At 64.2% G+C, this 24,011-nt stretch carries 21 protein-coding genes; 11 read left to right on the forward strand and 10 right to left on the reverse strand.

The window, feature by feature from the left end:
• Window position 1 precedes the first annotated feature (1 nt).
• Window positions 2–1,135 (reverse strand): 4-oxalomesaconate tautomerase, encoded by a 1,134-nt coding sequence (locus tag HOP59_RS02055; protein ID WP_010629807.1) that lies wholly within the window; start codon window positions 1,133–1,135, stop codon window positions 2–4.
• Window positions 1,136–1,279: 144 nt separating this feature from the next.
• On the opposite strand from HOP59_RS02055, the gene HOP59_RS02060 reads away from it, so the two are divergent.
• Window positions 1,280–2,188, forward strand: coding sequence for a LysR family transcriptional regulator (locus HOP59_RS02060; protein ID WP_010629806.1), 909 nt, complete (start codon window positions 1,280–1,282; stop codon window positions 2,186–2,188).
• Here HOP59_RS02060 and HOP59_RS02065 read toward each other — a convergent pair.
• Complete coding sequence (locus HOP59_RS02065) at window positions 2,183–2,761, reverse strand: TetR/AcrR family transcriptional regulator (RefSeq protein ID WP_010629805.1); 579 nt, start codon at window positions 2,759–2,761, stop codon at window positions 2,183–2,185. The genes HOP59_RS02060 and HOP59_RS02065 overlap by 6 nt on opposite strands.
• A 128-nt stretch (window positions 2,762–2,889) precedes the next feature.
• On the opposite strand from HOP59_RS02065, the gene HOP59_RS02070 reads away from it, so the two are divergent.
• Together HOP59_RS02070 and HOP59_RS02075 are read left to right on the forward strand one after the other, a co-directional pair.
• Entirely contained in the window at window positions 2,890–3,918 is a 1,029-nt protein-coding gene (locus HOP59_RS02070) for an NAD(P)-dependent oxidoreductase (RefSeq protein ID WP_234252632.1), read from the forward strand.
• Window positions 3,915–4,913: a potassium channel family protein gene (locus tag HOP59_RS02075; protein ID WP_234252633.1), complete on the forward strand. Its 999-nt coding sequence runs from the start codon at window positions 3,915–3,917 to the stop codon at window positions 4,911–4,913. Before HOP59_RS02070 ends, HOP59_RS02075 begins: the two co-directional genes overlap by 4 nt.
• Window positions 4,914–5,019: 106 nt before the next feature.
• Here HOP59_RS02075 and HOP59_RS02080 read toward each other — a convergent pair whose 3' ends face one another.
• Window positions 5,020–5,919: a helix-turn-helix domain-containing protein gene (locus HOP59_RS02080; protein WP_234252634.1), complete on the reverse strand. Its 900-nt coding sequence runs from the start codon at window positions 5,917–5,919 to the stop codon at window positions 5,020–5,022.
• Between the two features lie 196 nt (window positions 5,920–6,115).
• On the opposite strand from HOP59_RS02080, the gene HOP59_RS02085 reads away from it, so the two are divergent.
• Window positions 6,116–7,111, forward strand: a complete 996-nt coding sequence (locus HOP59_RS02085) for a DMT family transporter (protein WP_234252635.1) — start codon at window positions 6,116–6,118, stop codon at window positions 7,109–7,111.
• On the opposite strand, the gene HOP59_RS02090 is transcribed toward HOP59_RS02085, so the two are convergent.
• Window positions 7,098–7,889, reverse strand: a complete 792-nt coding sequence (locus HOP59_RS02090; protein WP_234252636.1) for a helix-turn-helix transcriptional regulator — start codon at window positions 7,887–7,889, stop codon at window positions 7,098–7,100. The genes HOP59_RS02085 and HOP59_RS02090 overlap by 14 nt on opposite strands.
• A gap of 121 nt (window positions 7,890–8,010) precedes the next feature.
• Here HOP59_RS02090 and HOP59_RS02095 point away from each other — a divergent pair, with 121 nt between their 5' ends.
• Entirely contained in the window at window positions 8,011–9,600 is a 1,590-nt protein-coding gene (locus HOP59_RS02095) for an MFS transporter (protein ID WP_234252637.1), read from the forward strand.
• Here HOP59_RS02095 and HOP59_RS02100 read toward each other — a convergent pair.
• On the reverse strand, window positions 9,593–10,195 hold the full coding sequence (locus HOP59_RS02100; protein WP_234252638.1) for a TetR/AcrR family transcriptional regulator: 603 nt from the start codon (window positions 10,193–10,195) through the stop codon (window positions 9,593–9,595). The two genes, HOP59_RS02095 and HOP59_RS02100, sit on opposite strands and share 8 nt — an antisense overlap.
• A 114-nt stretch (window positions 10,196–10,309) precedes the next feature.
• Here HOP59_RS02100 and HOP59_RS02105 point away from each other — a divergent pair, with 114 nt between their 5' ends.
• Entirely contained in the window at window positions 10,310–11,050 is a 741-nt protein-coding gene (locus HOP59_RS02105) for an SDR family NAD(P)-dependent oxidoreductase (RefSeq protein WP_234252639.1), read from the forward strand.
• Between the two features lie 28 nt (window positions 11,051–11,078).
• Here HOP59_RS02105 and HOP59_RS02110 read toward each other — a convergent pair whose 3' ends face one another.
• Together HOP59_RS02110 and HOP59_RS02115 are read right to left on the reverse strand one after the other, a co-directional pair.
• Window positions 11,079–12,032 carry an OmpA family protein gene (locus HOP59_RS02110; protein ID WP_234252640.1) on the reverse strand — a complete coding sequence of 318 codons (954 nt, stop codon included), beginning with the start codon at window positions 12,030–12,032 and terminating at the stop codon, window positions 11,079–11,081.
• A 135-nt stretch (window positions 12,033–12,167) separates the two neighbouring features.
• A complete protein-coding gene (locus HOP59_RS02115) occupies window positions 12,168–12,863 on the reverse strand; it encodes an FMN-dependent NADH-azoreductase (RefSeq protein WP_234252641.1) in 696 nt (231 codons plus the stop codon).
• Window positions 12,864–13,010: 147 nt separating this feature from the next.
• On the opposite strand from HOP59_RS02115, the gene HOP59_RS02120 reads away from it, so the two are divergent.
• The gene (locus HOP59_RS02120) at window positions 13,011–13,940 is read left to right on the forward strand and encodes a LysR substrate-binding domain-containing protein (RefSeq protein WP_234252642.1); all 930 of its coding nucleotides are present in this window, start codon (window positions 13,011–13,013) and stop codon (window positions 13,938–13,940) included.
• Window positions 13,941–14,014: 74 nt separating this feature from the next.
• Here HOP59_RS02120 and trpA read toward each other — a convergent pair whose 3' ends face one another.
• Window positions 14,015–14,860 (reverse strand): tryptophan synthase subunit alpha, encoded by an 846-nt coding sequence (gene trpA, locus HOP59_RS02125; protein ID WP_234252643.1) that lies wholly within the window; start codon window positions 14,858–14,860, stop codon window positions 14,015–14,017.
• Window positions 14,857–16,062, reverse strand: a complete 1,206-nt coding sequence (gene trpB, locus HOP59_RS02130) for a tryptophan synthase subunit beta (RefSeq protein WP_234252644.1) — start codon at window positions 16,060–16,062, stop codon at window positions 14,857–14,859. Before trpB ends, trpA begins: the two co-directional genes overlap by 4 nt.
• A 114-nt stretch (window positions 16,063–16,176) precedes the next feature.
• Between trpB and HOP59_RS02135 the strand changes: the two genes are divergently transcribed.
• Window positions 16,177–17,073 (forward strand): LysR family transcriptional regulator, encoded by an 897-nt coding sequence (locus HOP59_RS02135; RefSeq protein ID WP_234252645.1) that lies wholly within the window; start codon window positions 16,177–16,179, stop codon window positions 17,071–17,073.
• 75 nt (window positions 17,074–17,148) lie between these two features.
• Window positions 17,149–21,507 (forward strand): DEAD/DEAH box helicase, encoded by a 4,359-nt coding sequence (locus tag HOP59_RS02140; protein WP_234252646.1) that lies wholly within the window; start codon window positions 17,149–17,151, stop codon window positions 21,505–21,507.
• Between the two features lie 3 nt (window positions 21,508–21,510).
• Here the strand turns inward: HOP59_RS02140 and HOP59_RS02145 are convergent, their stop codons facing one another.
• On the reverse strand, window positions 21,511–21,669 hold the full coding sequence (locus tag HOP59_RS02145; protein ID WP_234252647.1) for a hypothetical protein: 159 nt from the start codon (window positions 21,667–21,669) through the stop codon (window positions 21,511–21,513).
• Window positions 21,670–22,250: 581 nt separating this feature from the next.
• Here HOP59_RS02145 and HOP59_RS02150 point away from each other — a divergent pair.
• Window positions 22,251–23,360, forward strand: coding sequence for a TRAP transporter substrate-binding protein (locus HOP59_RS02150; RefSeq protein ID WP_234252648.1), 1,110 nt, complete (start codon window positions 22,251–22,253; stop codon window positions 23,358–23,360).
• 124 nt (window positions 23,361–23,484) lie between these two features.
• Window positions 23,485–24,009 carry a TRAP transporter small permease subunit gene (locus HOP59_RS02155; RefSeq protein WP_234252649.1) on the forward strand — a complete coding sequence of 175 codons (525 nt, stop codon included), beginning with the start codon at window positions 23,485–23,487 and terminating at the stop codon, window positions 24,007–24,009.
• The last annotated feature ends 2 nt before the right edge of the window (window positions 24,010–24,011 follow it).

Below are 24,011 nucleotides of genomic sequence, written 5' to 3' on the forward strand. Positions count from 1 at the left end.
ATCAATTGGTCTGCAGTGCAGGCATTGTCTCACTGGGTGTCGTTGAGGCGGTGTAGAAGATCGTGCCGCTCATGATCTTTCTGGCGGTACGAATCAGCGATACACGCGCGATAACGTTGGCATTGCCTTGGCGGTGCTCGACGTCGAGGTCGATGTAGCCGGATGGATGCTCCAACCTCACCTGTGCCAGGCACTCACCCTCGGTCATCCGTCCACTTTCTACTGCGATGCGGTTGGCGATGGTGCCGGGAACGCTGACCGCCGAGGCGACGGCAATGGCTCCGGTAACGGCGATGGCTTTGTGACAGCGGTGGGGGACGAAGTAACGTGCGCACAGTGTGCTAACGCGGTCACGCGCTGCGGAGAGAAGTACTGGCTTGGGCAAGACACCGTTGCTGACGTCGCCCAGCCCCATATTCTGTCCTGCCTTGCGTCGAATGCTTTCGAGCTGCTCGAGAAAAGCGCTATTGGCATCCAGTTCGTCAGGGGGTTCAGCGCCACTTAGGCCGAGGTCCGCAGCGTCGAGCATGATGATCGGCGTTGCCGCGTCGAGACAAGTGACGGCGACGCCTTCGATCGAGTCGCAGGCCTTTCCTGTCGGCAGCAACGCGCCGGTCTTGGAACCCATGATGTCCAAGAAGCTGAGTTGAATCCCGGCGGCACTTCCGGGCACGCCGCTGATGGATGTGTTGCCCTCATAGCAGACCTGGCGGCCCGGCGTGGGGACGTGGCATTCGATCAGGCGTTGGGTGTTGAGATTGCGCACTCGCACCACGGTCTTGCCCTCCTGGGGTTCCACCAGGCCCGTCTCGATCGCGTAGGGGCCGACCGCCGAGAGCATGTTTCCGCAGTTCGGGCTGAAGTCGACGCGGCGATTGAGGACGTCGACTTGGGCAAACAGGTAATCGACGTCGGCGTCGGCATGGGAAGAGCGTTCCACGATGGCAATCTTGCTGGTCAGCGGATCCCCGCCGCCGATGCCATCGATCTGCAGGGCGTGGCCTGAGCCCATCAGGCTTAGCAGGATCTCGGCCTGGGCGTCCTGGCCACTGGGAAGGTCGCTCATGCGCAGGAAAGGGCCTCGGGAGGTGCCGCCGCGCATGATCATGCAGGGAATGCTATTCATCATCGTCATGCCACATCGCGTTTGGGAATCGTGATGTGAGCATGTCAGCGAGCAACTAATGCTTCAAATGCAAATAAATCCTTATATTGATTCTATATCTGCATTAATGTGTTATATTTATCAATACATATTATCCTATGCAAGAGTGCATCGATGACACATCGCCTGGAATTCCTTGATCTTCAAGCCTTTATATTGGTTGCAGAGCTGGGTTCATTCCATGAGGCTGCGCAGCGTCTGCATTTGTCTCAGCCGGCATTATCGCGACGCATTCAGAAGCTCGAGGAGCTTTTGGAAGTCGAGCTGCTCGAACGCACCACCCGCAGGACACACCTGACGCCGATTGGAGCGGATTTTCTGCCGCGCGCCAGGCGTATGATCGAGGAATATGAGTCGTCGATTCTGAACATGCGAGAACTGGCGACGCACCAGAAGGGCACGGTCACGATCGCCTGCCTACCCACCGCCGCTTTTTACTTCCTGCCAAGCGTAATTCGCGGCTTCAGCGAGGCTTGGCCGGGTATTCGCATTCGCATTCTCGACGTCAGTGCCAACGAGGGGCTGCAGCGGGTCATCAACGGCGAGGCCGACTTCGGCATCAACATGTTCAGTGCACAGAGCGCGGAGGTTTCCTTCACACCGCTATTACGTGATCCCTTCGTTCTGGCCCTGAGATCCGACCATCCGCTGGCGGCCAAGAAGAGTATTCAATGGGCGGATCTCGAGCAGGTCAGATTGATTACCGTCAGTCGCGACAGTGGAAATCGTACCCTGCTGGACAATGCACTTTCAGCCGAAGGCATTCGGCTGAACAGCTTCTACGAAGTTCAGCACCTCTCCACCTCACTTGGCCTGGTCGAATCCGGGCTTGGCGTGGCGATTCTGCCCAAGATGACAATGCCCGGCCCGGACCATGACACGCTCTGTTCGCGTGAACTTCCCGAACCCCGCATCCAGCGAACCATCGGTCTGGTCAGAAGCAGTTCCCACAGTATTTCCAGCACGGCTCAGTTGTTCATCGACATGCTTCTCGAGCACTGGGGGAATTCCACGGACTCATGATTTCAACCAGCACACGATGAGCGAGGCGAGGCAACTGGCGGCTGTCGCCATGTCGGTGTGGCCGCGGATCATCTCCTTCGATATCGCTTCGCCTGCGCCGATGATGCCGATGCAGCGCATTCGCAGCGTCCCTTCGTCAAGGTTGCAGTAAGGGCGTAGTGCCTCCTGGTAGAGATCTACATAGTGATCGAGCAGTTCTTGCTGCACTGCTTCCATCTCTTCGGCGCCCTTCAGAGCCGCCGATAGGGCATGCCATTCCGACCCGACATCCGTATAGCACTCCATATAGGCTCGTCCCACGACCTGGGCAATGCTCTCCAGGTGGCGTGGCGCCTTGTCGAGCGCAGCGAGAAAAGCCACCTCCTTGGCATGATCGAGCTGTCGGTACATGACGATGAGCAGGCCGGCTCGCGTGCCGAAGTGCTCATAGGCAATGGGCTTGCTGACGCCGGCGCATTCGGCCAGATAACCCAGGGTGAGAGCATCGGTGCCTTCTTTCTGCACGATGTCGAAGGCTGTCTCCAGCAGTTGCTCGCGGCGCTCGGCCTTCGTCAGTCTTCTTGGTTTGGTCATGCCTAACTTCCTGCTTCTCTCGAGTATCTCGCTTCCATGACGTCGCACAGCATCCTTGACGAGGATAACCTACCTTGCGTAACCTACAAAAGGTAAGTTACTAATCGTAGGCTTTAGAGGGCACTGTCATGTCTCGACGAATCGAGGATCCGGTTCTGCTCATTGGTGGCTCCGGCGTGGTGGGAGAGAAAGCCGCCGGAACACTGCGGCGCTTGTATCCAGAATTGCCGCTTGCCATTGGTGGGCGTGACATGGCCAAGGCCACTGCCATCGCCCAGGCGCTGGGAAAGGCCGAGGCGACAAGAGTCGAGCTTGGAAAGGCTGGGCTGGGGTTGGCGGAAAGCCAGAGGTTCCGTGCCGTGGTCACCTTCCTGAAGGACGATACCCTGAGCTCCTTGCGCTATGCCCAGCAGCAGGGAGTGCCGCATCTGGGAATTTCGACCGCGGCGTTCGAGATAGCCCCGGAGGTTGCACTGCACATCAATGCTCCCGAGCGTTCGGCCATCCTCATGATGAGCAACTGGCTGGCTGGGAGTGCGACGCTTTCGCTGCTGCATTTGGTACGAGACTTTGCCACGGTTCGGTCTATCCGAATTGCCGCGGTACTCGATGAGCAGGACATGGGCGGGCCGGCGGCTCATGCCGATTACGTACGCCAGACCGGTGCCGTCACGAGTGCGCTGATGCGCGAGTCGGGTAAGTGGTTATGGATGCAAGGGGAGAGGGCACAACGTACGTTCACCATGCTGGATGGAACGCCCGTGACAGGAGCCGCCTTTGGCAATCTCGACCTGCTCAGCATGATGGGAGCCACCGACGCAGAGTCGATCCGTTTCGACTTTGCTCTCGGTGAAACCTCCAGCCGTCGCCGGGGTGAGCCATTTTCCACCGAGATCCTGCTCGAGGTCAGTGGACAGGGGCGGGACGGAAGCCCCCGCCATGTTCGGCAGGGCATCGTGCACCCCGCGGGTCAGGCGCCGCTGACGGCACTGGGCGTGGCGCTCGGCGTGGAGCGCCTGCTCGGCCTTGACGGTGCAACGCCGGTGGCACCGGGGCTCTATCTACCCAACAGCCTTCTCGATCCGGCTTATTTCGTGCAGCGCATGCAGGAGTTCGGAGCCCGCTTCCACGATCTCGAGCCGGAGGTTGGACCATGAGCGCTTCAACTCTCGACCCCGTGCTGCTGATCGGTGGCGCCGGTCGTGTCGGATCACGAGCCGCCCGTTCGCTGCGCAGCATGCACCCTGAGCTGCCGGTCGCCATCGCCGGGCGTGACCTCGGCAAGGTCCGCCAACTGGCCTCGGAGATCGGGCATGCCTCGGCCGTTGCCGTCGATCTGGAGCGGGCCGACCTTGGGCTGGATGGGAGCGCCGCTTTCAGTGCCGTAGTCGTACTGTTGAAAGACGACTCGCTGAACGCGCTGCAATTCGCACAAGCGCATGGTGTGCCGTATGTGGCGATAGCCGACTATGCCTTCGACATCGGCCCGGAGGTGGCAATGGCGATTGCACGGCCCACAGCGTCTCCCGTGCTGCTGCTCGGCCATTTTCTGGGCGGCATCGCCGTGCTGGCGACCTTGCATGCCGTACGCGATCTACAGCGAGTGGATAACATCGAGATGGCCGCCATTTTCTCACCGGCAGACATTGGTGGGCCGACGGCCCAGGCGGATATGGCGCGTGTCGCGGGTATTGCGCCCCATCCGCTGATGCTCGTAGACGGCCATTGGGTCTGGGCTGCAGGAGCGGAAGCCCAGCGTACCTTCACCGATATAGACGGTATGACTCTCCAGGGGCAGGCTTATCCGTTGCTGGATGTTGTCAGCTTGGCAGCAGTAACCGATGCCATGTCGGTACGTATCGATGCGGCCATGCGCGAGGATGAGGAGGCGTCTCTCGGCCATCGTCTGATCATTGATGTCGCAGGGGTGGGGAGGTGTGGCGAGTCGCAGCGTACCCGCTGGGTAATCGAGGATAGCGACTTTCACCAGGGCATGAGCGGCATGGGCCTGGCTTTGGCCATCGAACGCCTGCTGGGTCTGGATGGCGGCAAGCCGGTCGCCCCTGGGCTCCATCATCCGGAAACGATCCTGGATCCGGAATCGGTCATGAACCGCCTCAAGGAATGGGGTGTGAGGTTCCATTCTTACTGAGGGCGGGTTAACCAAGCTGCCAACGATGAGATCCGCCACTATGTCCACGGAAGGCGACTGCTCACGCTGCTGAGCCGAATGGGAAGCTTGCCGACTTTCGGAACAGCTACGTTTCTGTCGGGGGCTCCGGTATCTGGGCAGGTGTCGACTCCCTCAGTCGAGAGGGGGCGATCCCCTTGGCCTGGCGAAAGCGACTGGCCAGGTGGCTCGAGGAGCTGAAGCCGCAATCCAGCGCAATCTCGGCTAGTGGTAACGGCGTCTCGTGCAGCAGTGTCTCGGCCCGCGCCAATCTGCGTTGGAGCACGTACTGATGAGGGGATAGCCCCTGGCTCTGCTTGAACATGCGGGCGAAGTGATACTCGCTGAGCTGAACCTGAGCGGCCAGCTCGGCGAGGGGCAGCGGCCGGTCCAGGTGGGCCTCGATATAGTCGAGCACCTGCCGCAGGCGGTAGGGCGCCAGCCCGCCGCGGGGGCTTGGCAGCACTCGTTGGCGCTGGCTGTAGGACCTGAGCAAATGCACGAGTAGCAGGGTGGTGGCGCTGTCCAGAGCCAGGCGGTCGGCCCGCTCCTGCCAGTTGAGGGCAAGCAGCCACTGACGATACAGGCTCGCGATCAACGGGTCGTCGGCGAAGGTCTTTTCATCCAGCAGCAGGCCGGTGGCGTCCTTGTCCCAAACCCGCTCTGCCAGTCCTGCCAGGTGCTTGTCGGTGAAATAGAGGTGAACGAACTCGAGAGGGCCGCGGACATCCCAGGTGGATTCGTGCTGGCTGGGCATCAGGCAGAAACGATCAGGAGCGCCGCCGTTGCGCCAGCCGGAGGAGGTCTTGCGGTAGGACTCGTAACCATCGGCCACGTAAAGGCTCAAGGTGTGATGGGTCGGCTTGTCGAGCGCGATGTGGTCATTGCAGTTGTACCACTGGGAAAGGCCGATTCCGCCGTCGAGTTGGGCGGCGCGTTTCAATTGGGCATGGTGTTGTCCCAGACGCTCGAAGACATGGTACTGCATGGCCCCTTTCTCCCTCGGCCGCTAACCGCTTGGCTCGATGCTTGGCTCGATAGTAGCTGGCCGCCTGGAGCGGGCCAAGCGAAGACCGGCAGGATCGCGAAAAAGCGCAAGAATCGAATGTCCGGCGCAAGAAGCTGAATGCCTGAGACCGCTGAGAGACGCACACTTGGTCGTTCGAATACCGAGGAGTGCGAGCATGAACCTGTTGCTCTATGCGACCACCGTGCTGATCTGGGGTACCACCTGGATCGCCATTGCCCTGCAAGTCGGCGAGGTGCCGGTGATGCTCTCGGTCTTCTATCGTTTCGCTCTGGCCGCCGGCGTATTGCTGCTATGGCTATCGGCCAGCGGTCGGCTGCATCGGCTAGGTGTGCGCGATCATCTGTTCTGCGCTTTGCAGGGCCTGTGTGTGTTCTGCCTCAATTTTTATTTCTTCTATACCGCCTCCGCCTATATCACCAGTGGTTTGATTGCGGTGGTGTTCTCCATGGCGGTACTGTTCAACGCCGTCAATGGTGTGCTCTTCTTTCGCCAAACCATCACGTCGCGGCTGCTGCTGGCAACCTCTTTGGGCCTGATCGGGATGGTCTGTCTATTCTGGCCGGACATCTACCGTGGTGGGCTGGATGCCAGCGTGCTGTTCGGCTTGGGCTGCGCGTTGGTAGGAACCTATGGTTTCTCCCTCGGCAATATGCTCAGTTTGCGTCATCAGCGGCGCGGCCTGGACCTGCTCTCCACCAACGCCTACGCCATGGGCTACGGCGCCCTGATCATGCTGGCGCTGGTCGTGATCAGCGGTACGCCCTTCGTGGTGGATACCTCGCCTACCTATGTCGGCGCCTTACTCTATCTGGCCATCTTTGGGTCGGTGATCGGCTTCGGCGTCTATTTTGCCTTGGTGGGCCGGATCGGCCCCGGTCCGGCGGCCTACGCGACCCTGCTGTTTCCTCTGGTCGCCCTGGGTATCTCCACTCTGGTGGAGGGCTATCAGTGGACGCCGTACGCCTTGGTGGGACTGATGACGATCCTGGTCGGGAATGGCGTGATGTTCTATAAGCCGCGCTCCAGGTCGGTGGCGAAAGAGACGAGAGTCGCGGCAGCGATGAACCGTACCAGCAAGGCTGTGGTGGCCGGTTCGACTCTGGAAGGTGACATCGAAAGCACTGTCCGGTGCCCGGTCAGTCGGCAGTGAAGTAAACCACCATCCTGAGATGTCGGTGCTCATCCACCAGCAGCGTGGTGTGTTCATACGTCTGCGTAGCCGAGTCGGCGTCGATGAGCGTGCCGATGCCGTAGCGATAGGCTTCGTGGTTGGGCTGCTCCCACCAGCGCCGAAAGTCCGGCGACAGCTTGGCGAGCGCTTCGATCAGCTCCTGCATGGCGGGATCTTCGGGGGCGGCGGCCAGATCGCAGCGAAACTGGGCCAGTAGGCGGGAGGCGTCCTGACGCCAGTCGGGAAGGCGTCTGCGCAGCGCCGGATCGGCGAACAGCAGACGCATCATGTTGTGCCCGCCGGGCGCCCTGTCGCTGAAGCCGAGCAGGGCATCGGCGGCGGCGTTCCAGGCGATGATGTCCCAGCGCAGGTTCATCACGTAGGCGGGCCTTGGCATGTCGTCCATCAGGCTCTGCACCAGGGGCGGAATTTCCTGCCACTGGTATGCTTCCACCGGCGGCGGGCGGCGATGGGCAAGCAGGAACAGGTGGCAGCATTCGGCGTCGTCGAGCTTGAGGGCCTTGGAGACTTTCAGCACGAAGCTCTCCGAGACGTTGATATCGCGCCCCTGCTCGAACCAGGTGTACCAGGTCAGTCCCACCCCGGCGAGGGTGGCCACTTCCTCGCGCCGCAGCCCGGGCGTGCGCCGACGCCCGGTGGAAGGCAAGCCGACGTCGGCCGGCGTCAGCTTGCTGCGATGATGAATCAGGAACTCGGTGAGTTCGCTGCGGGTTCTGTCGAGGCTGCGTCCGGCCATGGCAGTGCTCCAGGCAGTTACCTGTAGTAGTTACTCATAGTAATAGGATAACTGGCTATATTGTAACCCTATCAGTATGGGCCAAGACTACCATGCCAACCCTACGGAAAGGAGGCATGGCATGGTTTCCCTCGATGAAGCGTCAGGCTCGCGCATCGCCCGGCAGCGTGCGGGCATCAAGGAGTGGGCCGGTCTGGCAGTGTTGGCGCTGCCCACCGTGCTGCTCGGTCTCGACGTCACCATTCTCTATCTGGCCCTGCCCGCCCTGGCGGCGGATCTGCAGCCGAGCAGTACTCAGGCGTTGTGGATCATGGATGCCTACGGTTTCATGATCGCCGGCTTTCTGATCACTATGGGCACGCTGGGTGACCGTATCGGCCGCCGTCGGCTGCTGATGATCGGTGCCGTGGCCTTCGGCATCACGTCGGTGATCGCCGCCTATTCCACCAGTGCTGCCATGCTGATCGCCGCCCGCGCAGTGCTGGGCGTGGCCGGCGCGACGCTGATGCCCTCGACCCTGGCATTGATCAGCAACATGTTCGGCGACGTGCGCCAGCGCGCCCTGGCCATCGGCGTGTGGGCCACCATGTTCGCCCTGGGCATGGCACTGGGGCCGGTAGTCGGCGGCGTATTGCTCGAGCGCTTCTGGTGGGGGGCGGCCTTCCTGGTGGCGGTGCCCGTGGTGGCCGTATTGCTGATCGCGGCGCCGATTCTGCTACCGGAGTATCGCGCCAAGCGCAGTGGTAGGCTGGATCTCGCCAGCGTGGCGCTATCGTTGGCAGCCGTACTGCCGGCGGTCTACGGCATCAAGGAACTCGCCAAGTTGGGGCTCGAACCGGTTCCCGTTCTTGCCCTGGCGCTGGGTGGCTTGATGGCGCTCGTTTTCGTGCGCCGCCAGCAGCATCTAAAAGACCCGCTGCTCGACATGCGGCTGTTCGGCAGCCGCACCTTCAGCGCCGCGCTGATCGTATTGCTGGTGGGGCTGGTCGGCGTGTCCGGCGTGATGCTGCTGGTGACCCAGTACCTGCAACTGGTGGCGGGGCTCACACCGCTGGCGGCGGGGCTGTGGATGGGGCCGCCGGCGCTCGCGATGGTGCTGGCGGGCATCATGGCGCCGCTGATTGCCCGACGCATTCGTCCCGGCTACGTGGTGGGCGCCGCCTTGGCGCTCTCCACCCTGGGCTACTGGCTGCTGGCCGCCGTCGAAGTGAACGCCAACGGGGTGGGCATGGCGATAGCCGGGTTCTCATTGGTCTATCTCGGCCTTGGCACTATCGCCGCCCTGGGAACCGATCTGGTGGTGGGTGCCGCACCGGCGGAGAAGGCCGGCTCGGCCTCGGCCATGTCGGAGATGGTGCAGGAGCTGGGAGTGGCGCTGGGTGTGGCCCTGCTCGGCAGTCTGGCCACCTTCGTCTATCGCGCTCAGGTCAGCGCGACGATGGCCGGTGGCGAAGCTGCCGAGGCGGTGGGAGTCGTGGAGGAGAGCCTATGGGCCACCGTCTCGGCCGGCGATAGCCTGCCTGCCGGCGTACTGCTGGAAGCCCAGCAGGCCTTTACCGCGGGGCTGAACGTGACCGCCACCGTGGGCGGCATCGCCATCCTGGCGCTGGCGGTGGTTTCCATCGTCAGCCTGCGCCATGTCGGGGCGATAGGCGGAGACGTACAGGAACAGCCAACTGGGAAAGGTGAGCCCTGCTCGCCGGTCAGCTAGTCAGTGCTTCCCAGCTCGCCATGGCGCAGTCGGCAATGCGCAGCAGGGTCTCGCGCGAGGCGCCGTCGCGGGCCTGGATCGACATGCCGTGCTGCACGGTGACGAAGTAGCTGGCCAGGGCGCGGCAGTCCGTCGAGGCGGGTAGCTCGCCTTCCTCGACGGCACGCCTCAACCGGCGCTCCAGCAGGCAGCCGTTCTCCTTGCGGTGGGCCTTCAAGGCATCGCAGACCTGGGCATTGGCCCCCTGCATCTGCGGGGCGGCAAGCACGATCATGCAGCCGCGAGGCGTATCGCCGCGGGTGAATGCCTCGGCCGTGGCATGCAGTACGTGCGCGATGGCGGCATGTGCCGTCGGCGCCGTCTCCACTTGCTCCCAGATACCGCTGCCTTCCGTCTGGACGTAGAGTGCCACCGCTTCGTGGAACAGTGCCTCCTTGCTGCCGAAGGTGGCGTAGAGACTGGGTGCGTTGATGCCCATGGCCCGGGTCAGGTCGGCGAGCGAGGCGTTGTCGTAGCCCCGGGTCCAGAAGACTTCCATGGCCCGGCGCAGGGCCTCTTCCCTGTCGAAGCCGCGGGGTCTACCGCGCTGAGGCATGTCTTGCTCCTTTTTTGTATCGATAACTACAAAATATCTTGACAGCGGCTTGGCTGTCTAGCCATCTTGTTTGTGTATCGATCACTACATAAATTGCTTGAACGGAGACGAGACATGCAGCAACTCAGCGGAAAGGTAGCGATGGTTACCGGTGGCAGCCGCGGCATCGGTGCCGCCATTGCCCGGCGTCTGGCAGCGGAAGGGGCAAGCGTGGCGGTGACCTACGTCAACGGAGAAGCCCAGGCGCAGTCGGTGGTGGACGAGATCGTCTCGGCAGGTGGGCGGGCCATGGCGATTCGTGCCGACAATCGTGACGACGCGGCGCTTAAGGCCGCCGTCGAACGCACGGTGGCCGAGCTAGGCGGGCTCGATATCTTGGTCAATAACGCGGGCATCTTCCCGTCCGGGACGATCGAGGAAGTCACCTTGGAGGAGCTGGATCGCACCATCGCGATCAACCTGCGGGCGCCGGTAGTGACCGCCATAGCGGCGGTGGGGCATATGCCGGAGGGTGGGCGCATCATCACCATCGGTAGCAACCTTGCCGTTCGGGTGCCCTGGTCCGGCATCAGCCTCTATGCCATGAGCAAGGCGGGCCTGGTGGGGCTGACCAAGGGGCTGGCGCGTGATCTTGGGCCAAGGGGCATCAACGTCAACATCGTGCACCCAGGCTCCACCGATACCGACATGAACCCCGCCGATGGCGAGCTCTCCGACCCCCAGCGTAGCTTGATGGCCATTCCCCGCTACAACGAGGCCGACGACGTGGCCGGCCTGGTGGCCTGGTTGGCCGGCCCGGAGGGGCGCTCGATCACCGGCGCGGAGTTCACTATCGATGGAGGTGCAAATATCTAGTGGAGTGGGCCAAAGCGTCGACGGCTTGTTACTTCAAGACCAGTTCAACCCGGCGATTCTGCGCCCGGCCGGCCTCATTGGCGTTGCTGGCGATGGGAGCGAGCGAGGCCACGCCGCGGGCGTCCAGCCGGGCGGTGTCGATGGCGTCGAGAGCGCCCAGGGCTTCGACGACGGCATTGGCGCGCCGCTGTGAGAGCTCCAGGTTGTAGTCGAGGCTGCCCTGGTTGTCGGTGTGGCCGACGATGTACACGCTGAGTTCGGGTGCGCTGCGCAGCAGCTCGGCCATCTGCTCGAGGGCCTCGGCCGATTCCGCCTCGATGGTGGCGCTGTCGGTGGCGAAGAAGATGCCATCGACGATCACGCTGCCATCGGCATCGAGGGCGGCCTGCAGGGCGCTGGCATCCTTGACGCTGATCTGGCCGAGCTGCAGTGCCTCGCTCTCGACCACCACCTGGCGGACCAGCGTGCGGTCATTGGGTCGGTCTTCCATGATGTAGAGGAAGACATGGGACGTGCCTTGCTCGTCGGCGCGCATGGCCAGCAGCGCGCGAAAGTTGTCATTGAACGCGGCTCGGTCGAAGGCTGATGGGAAGACCACTCCTTCATTGATCACATAGCGACTGAAGCCTCTCCCGCATTGGGTAGGCCCGGTACACTGGAAGAGGATGTCGAAACCACCCTCGGTCAGGTTGGCTTCATAGTTTCGGGCGACTTCGAGAGCGGTATGCTCGACGGGCAGGCGGTAGCCGATACGGGTCACGCGGCCTTCGAGTTCGAGTTGGTTGTCGACTGCTCTGGCATCCGCGATCGGGCCACTGGGCAGCGTTGCGGCAGCGTAGTTGGAGGCCTGGTAGGCGCTGATGGTGGCATCGCCGAAGCGGCCGAGCAGCGGGTGGTCGGCAGAGCCCTCGATATCGGCCATGGTGGGCATTGAACAGGCCAGCAGCAGTGCGGCGAGAGTGGGCAGTCGCTTCAGTTCCATCTGGCGATTCCTGATTGTCGTTATTGTTGCTTACCTATTTGAGATGCTTTTTTATCGCCTCATCCGCTGCCTATGTCCAGTGCTTGCACCACCCGGTACGCGTCGCAGGCCACGCAGTGCGTGGCCTGCTTTCCTTCAGGCGTTTACCAGATCCTCCTCGAGATTCTTGGCCAAAGCCGCCACCAGGGCATCGATATCCTGCTCGGCCTGGGCCAGCGAGTCCTGCAGCCGCTCACCGCCGAACTCGTCGTACTCCGCCGCGATGCCGTGCACGTCGTCGATGCCCAGATAGCCGAACACGGTGCGAATGTGCGGCTCGACATGGTTGGCCTGGGCCATGCGCTCGCCCGGCTCGTAGCCGTAGTCACCGCGGGAGCTCAGCACCACCAAGCGCTTGTTCATCTCGGTCAGCATTGGCCAGTAGGGAAGCCCCTGGCGCGAGCGGTCGAAGCCGAAGGTGCGTCCGACTCGTACGATGTTGTCGATATAGGCCTTGAAGCCGGCCGGGACGCCGAAGTTGTACATCGGCACGCCGGCAACGATCAGGTCCGCCTCCAGCAGTTCGTCGACCAGGGCATCGCTCTCGGCCAGGGCGTCATGCATCCAGGGCTCACGCGCCTCCGGCTTGGTGAAGGCGGCGTGAATCCACTCGCCGGTCACGGGGTGCGGAGGATGCTGGCCCACGTCGCGATAGAGGATGCGATCGTCGGGGCGGGCTTTTTTCCATTGTGCGACGAAGTGCGCACTGAGGCGGCGGGAATGAGAGCCATGCGGATCGATACCGGAGCGGCCGGAGCGGGCGCTGGCGTCGAGGTGGAGTAGTGTGACCATGAACGTCTCCTGACAAGAAGAACTCAACTCGGATGATGCGTGGGAGACAGGATCGGTTCATGATGCAAGGCTGACAAACGACCATTTCTTGAAGGATGGAATAGCTGGGCTTGTCCATAGGCTGGGCTTTTCGATAAGGAGATGTCGGTGAACCGACGCACGCTGCCGTTATCCCAACTGCGCGCCTTCGAAGCGGCGGCGCGTCATTGCAGTTTCAAACGGGCCGCCGAGGAGCTGGCCGTCACGCCGGCTGCGGTCAGCCATCAGGTGCGCGATCTGGAAGCGCTGCTGGGAGTGGCGCTATTCGAGCGCCGCGTTCGCCAGGTAGTGCCGACCCCGGTCGCCATGCAGCTGCTTCCCGTGCTGCAGCGTGGCTTCGATGCCTTCGGTGAAGCGCTGGAGGCGCTGCGGGAGCAAGGTGATGGCGGTAGCGTAACGCTCTCCTGCACGCCGGCCTTTGCCAGCCAATGGCTGTTGCCGCGCCTGGCCGACTTCCATGCGCGGTGCCCCGATACCGATCTGCGCATCCACGCCAGCGAGGCGCCGCTGGATCTATCACGTAGCGCGTCGCTGGCGATTCGCTATGGCATGGGGCCTTATCCGGAGCTCGAAGCCGAGGTACTGGCCGAGGATGCCTTTGCTCTAGTGGCCAGCCCACGGCTGGCACTGACAGGGTATGAAGACCTGAAGGTAGTGCGTCACATCGTCTTCGACTGGCACTGCTCCACCTTGGGACTGCCCTCTTGGCAGCACTGGTGCCAGGCGGCAGGCCTGACCCAGGCCGACCTCGGCGCAAGCTTGAGCTTCTCTGACGAGAGCCATGCCATCCAGGCCGCCATTGCCGGTCAGGGGGTGGCATTGCTGAGTCTCACACTGGTGAAAGCGGAGCTCGAGCGCGGCGTGCTTCAGGTGCCCTTCGGGCCGAGGCTGCCGGGGCTGCGCTATCAACTGGTCCGGCATCGGCGGTTTGGCGGACATGCTGCGCTGGAGGAGGTTGCGGCGTGGCTGCGCGAGGAATTTGCCCGAGACTTCGGCGGAGGGAGCGAAGCCATACTGGACAGGTCTGCCCACCACTGATTGGGTCAGGTCGGGGCAGGGCATTTCCGGTTGGGTGCAGCAGGAGCCACGTCGCTTAGGCCACCAGAGTCGCTCTAGGTATCGGCACCCCGGCGCACGCCTGCGGCCAGTTCACGCACCAGGCCATGAACCGCCTGAACGGCACCATGTCGAGTCTCTGCGCTATCGATGGCTTCTACCAGCGCCGAGCCGACTACCACGGCATCACTGAATCGGCCAATCGCCGCGGCCTGTGCCGCATTGCGAATGCCGAAACCGACGGCAACAGGCAAGCGGCTACGCTCGCGCAGCTGACCCACCATGCGCTCGACGTCCTGCACCACGGGTTCGCGCCCGCCCGTTACACCGTTCATCGAGACGCAATACAGAAAGCCCGAGGCATTATCCAGCACCCGTGGCAGCCGCTTGGCATCGGTGGTCGGCGTGGCGAGGCGGATGAAGGCAATGCCATGTCGCTTGGCCGGCAGGCATAGCTCGTCATCATGCTCGGGTGGCAGATCGACCACTATCAAGCCATCGACACCGGCGCGGGCAGCGTCCTCGAGGAAGCGCTCCACGCCGTAGCGGTAAATGGGGTTGTAGTAGCCCATCAGCACCAGCGGCGTTTGCGACTCCCGTTGGCGGAAGGCGTGTACCAGCTCGAGTGTCCGGGCCATCGTCTGCCCACCCTCGAGGGCGCGTAGCGTCGCCTTCTGGATGGCAGGGCCATCGGCCATGGGATCGCTGAACGGCATGCCGAGCTCGATCACGTCGGCGCCTGCCGCCGGCAGCCCCTCGAGGATTTCCAGCGAGGTTTCGAAGTCGGGGTCGCCGGCGGTGACGTAGGTGACCAGGGCTGGCCTTTTCTCCGCCCTGAGCGTGGCAAAGCGCTCGTCCAGGCGAGTGGTGTCGTTCATGGGGCTCTCTGTGGCGGCGTTCATTGAAAATTCTCCCCGAGATGTTGGGCTCCGCTGATCATGTCCTTGTCGCCGCGTCCGCTCAGGTTGACCACCATGAGGTGGTCGCGGGGCAGCGTCGGTGCCCGCTTGGCGACTTCGGCCAGGGCGTGGGCCGATTCGAGCGCGGGAATGATCCCTTCCTGACGGCAGCAGCACTGGAACGCCGCGAGCGCCTCGTCGTCGGTGATCGAGACGTACTCGACGCGCCCCTGCTCATGCAGCCAGGCATGCTCGGGGCCGATGCCGGGATAATCGAGCCCGGCGGATATCGAGTGGGCGTCAATGATCTGGCCATCCTCACCCTGCAACAGGTAGGTGCGATTGCCATGCAACACGCCGGGCGCGCCGCCGCTGAGGCTTGCCGCGTGCATGCCGGTGTCGATGCCCTTGCCGCCGGCCTCGACGCCGATCATCTCGACCGATTCATCGGCGAGGAAGGGGTGGAACAGGCCCATGGCGTTGGAGCCGCCACCGATGCAGGCGACGAGAGAGTCGGGTAGGCGTCCTTCCATTTCGAGGATCTGTGCGCGGGTCTCGCGCCCGATCACCGCCTGGAAGTCACGCACCATGGCGGGGTAGGGGTGTGGTCCGGCCACGGTGCCGATGATGTAGAAGGTGTCGTCGACGTTGGTCACCCAGTCGCGCAGCGCCTCGTTCATCGCATCCTTGAGCGTACCGGTACCCGTCGTCACTGGAATGACCTCGGCGCCGAGCAGTTTCATGCGGAACACGTTGGGCTGCTGGCGTTCGATATCGGCCGCGCCCATGTAGACGACACAGGACATGCCGAAGCGTGCCGCGACGGTGGCGGTGGCGACGCCATGCATGCCGGCACCCGTCTCGGCGATGATGCGGGTCTTGCCCATCCGCTTGGCGAGCAGAATCTGGCCGATACAATTGTTGATCTTGTGAGCTCCAGTGTGGTTGAGCTCCTCACGCTTGAGATAGATCCGGGCACCGCCAAAGTGCTCGGTAAGACGCTCGGCAAAGTAGAGCGGGCTGGGCCGGCCAACGTAATCGCGCTGGAAGTAGGCGAGCTGGCGCTGGAATTCACTGTCCTGCCGGGCCGTATCGTATTCGGCCTGAAGCTCGTTAATCAGCGGCATCAACGTCTCGGGGACGAAGCGGCCGCCGAAACGGCCGAACATGCCATGGGCATCGGGCTGCATCGAAAGGTCGGTCATAGGTTGCCTCGAAGGTTCAGGGGAGCTTTCGACGAAACTAACGCAGACAGGCGGGGCGAAAAATCGATAAGATGGCGGCCATATGTGAGCCAGAGTCACAAATCGATGCACTCCATGCCTTCCCTCAGCGCCCTGCGCGCTTTCGAGGCCACCGCGCGGTTGGGTAGCGTCACGGCCGCGGCGAACGAACTCAGCGTGACTCACGGTGCGGTCAGCCGTCAGCTGCGAAGCCTGGAAGAGCACTTCGGCGTGGCGTTGTTCACCAAGGCGGGGCGCGGCCTGCAGCTCACCAATCACGGGGAGCGGCTGCAGCACGGCGTTGGCGAGGCGTTCCTGCGCCTGCGTGACAGCTGCACGCAGTTGAAGCGTGACGTCGAGGCGGCGCCGTTCATCCTGGCCTGTCCGGGTAGCCTGCTGGCACGCTGGCTCATTCCACGGCTCGATCGCCTGCATCGTGCGCTGCCAGAACTAAAGCTGCATGTCGTCGCCAGCGAGAGCGAAGCTACCCCGGGAAGAGGCGAGGTAAGCGCAACGCTGACGTTTGCCGAACCGCCATGGCCGGCCGACCTGGAGGTGGTCGAGTTGGCAGCGGAACACATCGGTGCGGTAGTGAGCCCGCAGCTGGCCGCTCGGTTCGATCCGCAGCGGCCGGCGACGCTGTTTGACATCAAGCTGCTGCATACCGCCTCGCGCCCACAGGCCTGGCCGCACTGGGCGCGTGCGCATGGACTCGATTCGGCGCGTCTCGACCGGGCGCTGGCCGAAGGGCAGGGCTTCGATCATCTCTATTATCTGATCGAGGCGGCAGTGGCCGGATTGGGGGTGGCGATAGCGCCCCGGCTGTTGGTCGAGGACGAGCTGCGTCAGGGACGGCTGATCGCTCCCTGGGGCTTCGTCGAGACGCCCGCCCGGCTGTGTCTGTGGCTTTCCCCCGCTGATAATCGACGCTGCAGCACTCGGCTCATCGAATGGCTCAGGGGGGAGCTGAACGAGATGTTCTCGTCGCGGTAACCGGAGACTGCCCGGGAACATCGCGTATCTCCTCGCACTCGATTACGTTGTAGAAAAGCGATTTCCGGAGCGCCCATGCCGCTCGATGCCTTTCATACCGCCGTCAGCGACTGGTTCGCACGCGACCTCGGTACGCCTACTGAGGTGCAGGCGCGCGCCTGGCCGGCCATCGGCGCGGGCGGCCATGTGCTGATCGCCGCGCCCACCGGCTCGGGCAAGACTCTGGCGGCCTTTCTCGCTGCCATCGATGGGCTAGTGCGGCGTGGGCTCGACAGCGAGCTGCCCGACGAGACGGTGGTGCTCTACGTCTCGCCGCTGCGCGCGCTCTCCAACGACATCCAGCGCAACCTGCAGGCGCCGATTCGCGGTATCGCCGAGGGGCTTGAGGTAGATGGTCGGGAGGCACCGGAGATACGCGCCTGGGTGCGCACCGGCGATACCACCTCGTCGGAGCGCGAGCGCATGCGCAAGCGTCCTCCGCATATCGTGGTCACCACGCCGGAGTCGCTCTATGTGCTGCTGACGTCCGACTCGGGGCGACGGATGCTCTCCAGCGTGCGCACGGTGATCGTCGACGAGATTCATGCGGTGGCCGGCACCAAGCGCGGCTCGCACCTGGCGCTGTCGCTGGAGCGGCTGGCCGGGCTCACCGCGCACCCGCCGCAGCGCATCGGGCTCTCGGCCACCCAGAAGCCGGTGGAGGCGGTGGCGGCGTTCCTCACCGGTGGTGGCGACTGCACCATCGTCGACACCGGCCACGTGCGCCGGCGCGACCTGGCCATCGAGGTAGCCGGCTCGCCGCTGACTGCCATCATGGCCAACGAGGTGTGGGAGGAGGTCTACGACCGCCTGGCAGAACTGGTGAGAGAGCATCGCACCACGCTGATCTTCGCCAACACCCGGCGGGTCTGTGAGCGGGTGGCGCGCCACCTGGCCGACCGCCTGGGGAATGAGTGGGTGACCTCGCACCACGGCAGCCTGGCCCGCGAGCACCGCCTGGACGCCGAGCAGCGCCTCAAGCAGGGCGAATTGCGCGCGCTGGTGGCCACCGCTTCGCTGGAGCTCGGCATCGACATCGGCGAGGTGGATCTGGTCTGCCAGCTCGGCTCGCCGCGTTCGATGTCGGCCTTCCTGCAGCGGGTGGGGCGCTCCGGTCATGGTGTGGGGCGCGTGCCCAAGGGGCGGCTGTTCCCACTGACCCGCGACGACCTGGTTGAGTGCACCGCGCTGATGGGCGCGGTGCAGGCCGGCGAGCTCGACCGGCTGCACATCCCCGAGGGGCCGCTCGACGTGCTGGCCCAGCAGATCGTCGCCGAGGTCGCCGGGGCGGGCGAAACCGAGGAGAGCGTACTGTTCGCACGCATCCGCGCCGCCTGGCCCTACCGTGCGCTGAGCGAGGAGCGCTTCGACGCGGTTGTGCAGATGCTCGCCGATGGCTACACCACCCGGCGCGGGCGACGCGGGGCCTATCTGCACCGTGACCGGGTCAACGGCCGCCTGCGGCCGCGGCGCAATGCGCGGCTCGTCGCTCTGACCAACGGCGGGGCGATTCCCGACCACTTCGACTACGACGTGATCCTGCAGCCGGAAGAAATCCGTGTCGGCACCGTCAACGAGGATTTCGCCTTCGAGAGCATGCCGGGCGACATCTTCCAGCTCGGCAACCAGGCCTATCGCATCCTCAAGCTCGCCACCGGCAAGCTCTACGTGGAGGACGCCCGCGGGGCACCGCCGAGCATCCCGTTCTGGTTCGGCGAGGCGCCGGCACGTACGGCGGAGCTGTCGCAGGCGGTGTCGCGGCTGCGCGAGGCTATCGACCGGCAGCTGGCCGAGGGCGACGAAGCCGAGGCCCAAGCGTGGCTGGAAGCCGAGTACGGCCTGGCGCCGGCCGCCGCCGAGCAGCTGGTGCGCTATCTGGCCGTTGCGCGGGCGGCGCTAGGCGTGATTCCCAGCCAGCACCATCTGGTGCTGGAGCGCTTCTTCGACGAGGCCGGCGACATGCACCTGGTATTGCATTCGCCGTTCGGCTCCAAGCTCAACCGGGCCTGGGGGCTGGCGCTGCGCAAGCGCTTCTGTCGCAAGTTCAACTTCGAGCTGCAGGCGGCGGCGCTGGAGGACAGCATCGTGCTGTCGCTGGGGCCAACTCATAGCTTTCCCCTAGACGAGGTGTGGGGCTATCTCAACGCCAAGACGGTGCGCGAGGTGCTGATCCAGGCGCTGCTCGACGCGCCGATGTTCGGTCTGCGCTGGCGCTGGAACGCCTCGGTGGGGCTGGCCGTGCCGCGTACCCGCAACGGCCGACGGCGCCCGCCGCAGCTGCAGCGCCAGGACTCCGAGGACCTGCTCTCGGTGGTCTTTCCCGATCAGCTCGCCTGCGCCGAGAACCTGGCCGGAGCGAGGGAGCTGCCCGATCATCCGCTGGTGGACCAGACCCTGCACGACTGCCTGACCGAGGCCATGGACATCGACGGCCTGGAGCGTCTGCTGGTGCGCCTCGAAGCCGGCGAGATCGGCGTCAGCGGTCGTGACCTGGCGGTGCCTTCGCCGCTCTCCGAGGAGGTGGTCAATGCGCGTCCCTACGCCTTCCTCGACGACGGTGCCCAGGAGGAGCGGCGCACCCTCAGCGTGCGCACCGGCGCTCCGCTCGACGTGGCCGAGGCCGCCGCCTCGGCGCGCTATGCCCCGGAGGTGGTCGCCCGGGTGCGCGAAGAGGCCTGGCCCGCGCCGCGCGATGTCGACGAGCTGCACGACGCGCTGGTGATGAGCGGCTTCATCGCCATGCACGAAGCCGAAGACGACTGGCGGTCCTGGTTCGAGGCACTCGCCCGGAACAGGCGTGCCGCGGTCATCGTGCCACCTGACGGCGAACCGCTGTGGACGGCGGCGGAGCGCCTGGGCGAGCTGCTGGCGCTCTATCCCGAAGCCGTGGTCGAACCGCCCATTGAAGCCCTGGGAACGGCGCCGGCCTCGTCTGACGAGGCGCTGACCGAGCTGCTGCGTTCTCGGCTCGAGACGCTGGGGCCGGTCACGGCGGCCAGTCTGGCCGCGCCTCTCGGCGTATTGTTGGAGCGCTGCATGGCGGCGCTGGCGCGCCTCGAGGTCGAGGGCTTCGTGCTGCAAGGAGCTTTCCTCGGCGGTAGCCAGGTGGCCTGGTGCGAGCGGCGCCTGCTGGCGCGCATGCATCGCTACGCCATCGACCGCCGTCGTGCCGAGATCGAGCCGGTGAGCATCCAGCACTACCTGCGCTTCTTGCTCGACTGGCACGGCCTGACCGAGCGGCCGCAGGGGCCGGAGGCGCTGGCCGCAGCGGTGGAGCGGCTGGAGGGCTTTCCCGTGGCGGCCGGTGCCTGGGAGAGCGACGTGCTGCCGGCGCGGGTGGCCGATTTCTCGCCGCACATGCTCGATCAGTTGCTCGCCAGCGGGCGCTTCATCTGGCTGCGCCTGCTGCCGCCTAGAATCGCCGAAGGCGATGAACGCCAGCGCCCAGGCCCGCTGCGCAACACGCCGATTGCCTTGATCGAGCGCCAGGCGTTGAACGACTGGCGTCAGGCCGCGCCGGCTCCCGATGTCGAGGAGCTGCCGCTCTCCGGCGGGGCGCGCCGGGTGCTGAATGCGCTGCAGGGCGGAGGGGCGATGTTCTTCGCCGACCTGCTCGGCCCCGCCCACATGCTGCGCACCCAGGTGGAGGAGGCGCTGGGCGAGCTGGCCTCGTGGGGGTTGGTCACTTCCGACAGCTTCACCGGCCTGCGGGCGCTGATCGCCCCGGCCAGCAAGCGTCCGCCCATTGCTGCGAGCGGGCGTCGGCGTCGGCGGCAAGCCCCGGGAGTGGACGCCGCCGGGCGCTGGTCGTGGCTGCCCGCGCCGGAGCGCGACGATACGCCGGAAAAGCGCCGCATCTCGACGGACATGGAGAGCCTGGAGCATATCGCCTGGGTGCTGTTGGAGCGCTACGGCGTGGTGTTTCGGCGAGTGATCGAACGCGAGCCGGCTCTGCCGCCCTGGCGCGAGCTGCTGTATGTCTACCGGCGCCTGGAGGCGCGCGGTGAGATTCGCGGCGGGCGTTTCGTGCAGCAGTTTGCCGGCGAGCAGTTCGCCCTGGCCGAGGCAGTGGGGGCACTCAAGGCCATGCGCCGCCGGGAGCCGGACGGCACCCGCGTGGTGGTGGCCGCCGCCGACCCGCTCAACCTGGTGGGCATTCTCGCCCCCGGACAGCGACTACCGGCGGTGTCGGGCAATCGTCTGCTCTATCGCGACGGGGTGCCGGAGGCGGTGCTGCAGAATGGTGAAGTGCACTTTCTGGAGATGCTATCCACCGGGCTCGAGACGCTATCCACTGGAGCGAAGTGGCAGGTGCAGCAGCTGCTGCGGCGTGGGCCGGGGCATGAAAAACCCCCGACACCAGAGGTGCCGGGGGCTGCGATATCGATGCGCTGACGCTCAGTCGTGCCGCGAGCGTTGCCGGTGAGGGACGCGTTCATCCTCCTCGATACGCACTTCCTTGCGGATGGGGTGCCTCTGCTTCTCGCTCATGGTGTAGGCCAGAGCCGAAAGCGCCACTGCGGCCACGCTCACGGTCAGCATTCCGATGATACCCATGCGCATGTCCTCCTGCGGGTGAATGGGGCGACCCTCGGGACGTCAGTCCTTGTCCCTACGAGAGGCGTGCCAGTAAATCGAGCGTGGCAGCTTTCTCGCCGGCCGACAAATGCTTTGACCTGAAGGCGTGGACTAAGTTTTAACGCATCGCGAGAAAAAGCGGACACGCCGTCTCGCCTGAGGCTGGCGCTGCCGCGGCCCGGAGTGCAGCCTCACCGAACGACCCGCCATCGAGTCGCTTCTGTCCTGGCTGGCTCGATGTCTACCCGAGCTCGTGTTGCCGTGCGGAACCGTGTCGCTATTGCTTTTTTATCGGAATTATTGAAATATATTTCCAGGTATATACTTCTGGCTAGTATCCAGTGCAACGTTGCGTAATTCTACGGAGGCATTATCCGTATTTCTGACTAAGGGATGGCCGCAGGGTAAATTACGCAGCTCTCCGGATTTAATTTGATATCCCTCGTTTTATTCTCCCCAGGTCAGTTTTCTGACCAGCTCGCGATTCAATCATTAAAACAAACGAGGGCATTGCTCGATAGCGCGCTACTTCATCGAGCACGCCGGGAGTCAATATAGCCATGAGCGTCAACAGGCGTAATTTCCTCAAGTATGGCGGTGCCGCCGCAGTGGGTACCGTGATGGCACCGAGCATCGTCAAGGCTCAGGAAACCTTCAACTGGCGTATGACCACCAGTTGGCCATCCGGTTTCCCCTTCTTCCAGTCTGGCCCCGGCTCCGCGACGGACTTCGCCAGACGAGTCGAAGAGATGTCCGGCGGGCGTATCAAGATTCGTGTCTACGGCGCGGGTGAGCTCATCCCCGCCTTCGACGGTTTCGATGCGGTATCCCGCGGCCAGCAGGTGCAGCTCAACCATGCTTGCTCCTACTACTGGGCCGGGGAGTCGTTTGCCGCTCAGTACTTCACCACCGTGCCGTTCGGCATGACCTTCCAGGGCTTCAATGCCTGGCTGGCCCACGGCGGCGGCTACGAGCTGTGGAAGGAAACCTACGAGCCCTACAACCTGATCCCGCTGGCAGTGGGCTGTACCGGCGCGCAGCCGGTGGGTTGGTTCCGCGAGCCGGTGACAAGCGTGGCGGATTTCCGCGGCCTGAACATCCGCATGCCGGGGCTGGCCGGCGACGTCTACAACGCCATCGGTGCCAACGCCCGCCTGCTCCCCGGCGGCGAGATCTTCTCGGCGCTGGAGCGTGGCGCCATCGACGCGGCGGAGTGGGTGGGGCCCTATCTCGACCGTGCCCTGGGCCTGCACAACGCGGCCAAGCACTACTACTCCTCGGGCTGGCACGAGCCCTCCACCACCACCGAGGTGATCGTCAACAAGGACGCCTACGACTCCTTGCCCAGCGATCTCCAGGCCGTGCTCCACAACGCCGCTGCCGCCTGCAACATCACTTCTCACACCTGGATCGAGGCCCAGAACGGCGACGCCCTGGACGACCTGGTCAACAACCACGGCGTGGCGTTCGAGACCCTTCCCGACGACGTCATCCGGGCGCTGTTCGAGGCCACCCGTGACATTCTCACGACCGAAGCCAACAAGGATCCGCTGGTCAAGCGCATCAACGACAGCTTCTGGGCGTTCAAGAAGAAGCACGATGGCTGGCACGCCAACAGTGAGGGCGTCTTCGCCAACACCATCAGCCGCTACGGTCAGGGCATGATCTGACGTCGGCCGGGCGCTCGGCCGAGAGGCAGTCCGTAACGCCGAGCGCTCTCCTTCCAGACCCACTCGGGTCGCGCTTACCCCACCTTTGACGTCCGCTGGGCGCCCGCCCAGAGGGGGAGTTGAAATGCTGCGTCTGTGTACCTGGCTCGAGCGTGCACTCGAGCGAATAACCGGCCTGGCCGGTTTCATCGGCTGTTTGTCCATGCTCATCATGATCGCGCTGATCTTCGGCAATATGCTGAGCCGCTATGCCTTCGGCCTGGGTGCGGTGTGGGCCCAGGAGCTGGAGTGGTACCTGCTGTCGGTCATGGCGATGATGGGCATCGCCTACGCCATGAAGTTCGACGATCACGTGCGCGTGGACATCCTGTCGAGCCGCTTCAGCCCGGTCGGCATGCTGTGGCTGAACCTCATCGCCGCACTGCTGGTGGCGCTGCCCTGCGCGCTGCTCATCATCCATTACAGCTTGCCGTTCGCCGAGACCTCGTTCATCCGCGGCGAGCGCTCACCCAATTCTTCCGGTCTTCCCTGGCGCTGGATCCCCAAGGCCATGGTGGTGGTCGGCTTCGTCTTCGTGGCGGCCGAGTCGCTGCGCCAGGCGCTCGAGAACGGTCGACGCCTCGTTCAACACTACACTGGGAGAGCCTGAGC

It is taken from the genome of Billgrantia aerodenitrificans, from assembly GCF_021404405.1.
Lineage (GTDB): Bacteria > Pseudomonadota > Gammaproteobacteria > Pseudomonadales > Halomonadaceae > Halomonas > Halomonas aerodenitrificans.

Coding starts and splice junctions, on each gene's coding strand:
- HOP59_RS02055 (WP_010629807.1), bottom strand. CDS start 1,135: ATGACGATGATGAATAGCATTCCCTGCATGATCATGCGCGGCGGCACC.
- HOP59_RS02060 (WP_010629806.1), top strand. CDS start 1,280: ATGACACATCGCCTGGAATTCCTTGATCTTCAAGCCTTTATATTGGTT.
- HOP59_RS02065 (WP_010629805.1), bottom strand. CDS start 2,761: ATGACCAAACCAAGAAGACTGACGAAGGCCGAGCGCCGCGAGCAACTG.
- HOP59_RS02070 (WP_234252632.1), top strand. CDS start 2,890: ATGTCTCGACGAATCGAGGATCCGGTTCTGCTCATTGGTGGCTCCGGC.
- HOP59_RS02075 (WP_234252633.1), top strand. CDS start 3,915: ATGAGCGCTTCAACTCTCGACCCCGTGCTGCTGATCGGTGGCGCCGGT.
- HOP59_RS02080 (WP_234252634.1), bottom strand. CDS start 5,919: ATGCAGTACCATGTCTTCGAGCGTCTGGGACAACACCATGCCCAATTG.
- HOP59_RS02085 (WP_234252635.1), top strand. CDS start 6,116: ATGAACCTGTTGCTCTATGCGACCACCGTGCTGATCTGGGGTACCACC.
- HOP59_RS02090 (WP_234252636.1), bottom strand. CDS start 7,889: ATGGCCGGACGCAGCCTCGACAGAACCCGCAGCGAACTCACCGAGTTC.
- HOP59_RS02095 (WP_234252637.1), top strand. CDS start 8,011: ATGGTTTCCCTCGATGAAGCGTCAGGCTCGCGCATCGCCCGGCAGCGT.
- HOP59_RS02100 (WP_234252638.1), bottom strand. CDS start 10,195: ATGCCTCAGCGCGGTAGACCCCGCGGCTTCGACAGGGAAGAGGCCCTG.
- HOP59_RS02105 (WP_234252639.1), top strand. CDS start 10,310: ATGCAGCAACTCAGCGGAAAGGTAGCGATGGTTACCGGTGGCAGCCGC.
- HOP59_RS02110 (WP_234252640.1), bottom strand. CDS start 12,032: ATGGAACTGAAGCGACTGCCCACTCTCGCCGCACTGCTGCTGGCCTGT.
- HOP59_RS02115 (WP_234252641.1), bottom strand. CDS start 12,863: ATGGTCACACTACTCCACCTCGACGCCAGCGCCCGCTCCGGCCGCTCC.
- trpA (WP_234252643.1), bottom strand. CDS start 14,860: ATGAACGCCGCCACAGAGAGCCCCATGAACGACACCACTCGCCTGGAC.
- trpB (WP_234252644.1), bottom strand. CDS start 16,062: ATGACCGACCTTTCGATGCAGCCCGATGCCCATGGCATGTTCGGCCGT.
- HOP59_RS02135 (WP_234252645.1), top strand. CDS start 16,177: ATGCCTTCCCTCAGCGCCCTGCGCGCTTTCGAGGCCACCGCGCGGTTG.
- HOP59_RS02140 (WP_234252646.1), top strand. CDS start 17,149: ATGCCGCTCGATGCCTTTCATACCGCCGTCAGCGACTGGTTCGCACGC.
- HOP59_RS02145 (WP_234252647.1), bottom strand. CDS start 21,669: ATGGGTATCATCGGAATGCTGACCGTGAGCGTGGCCGCAGTGGCGCTT.
- HOP59_RS02150 (WP_234252648.1), top strand. CDS start 22,251: ATGAGCGTCAACAGGCGTAATTTCCTCAAGTATGGCGGTGCCGCCGCA.
- HOP59_RS02155 (WP_234252649.1), top strand. CDS start 23,485: ATGCTGCGTCTGTGTACCTGGCTCGAGCGTGCACTCGAGCGAATAACC.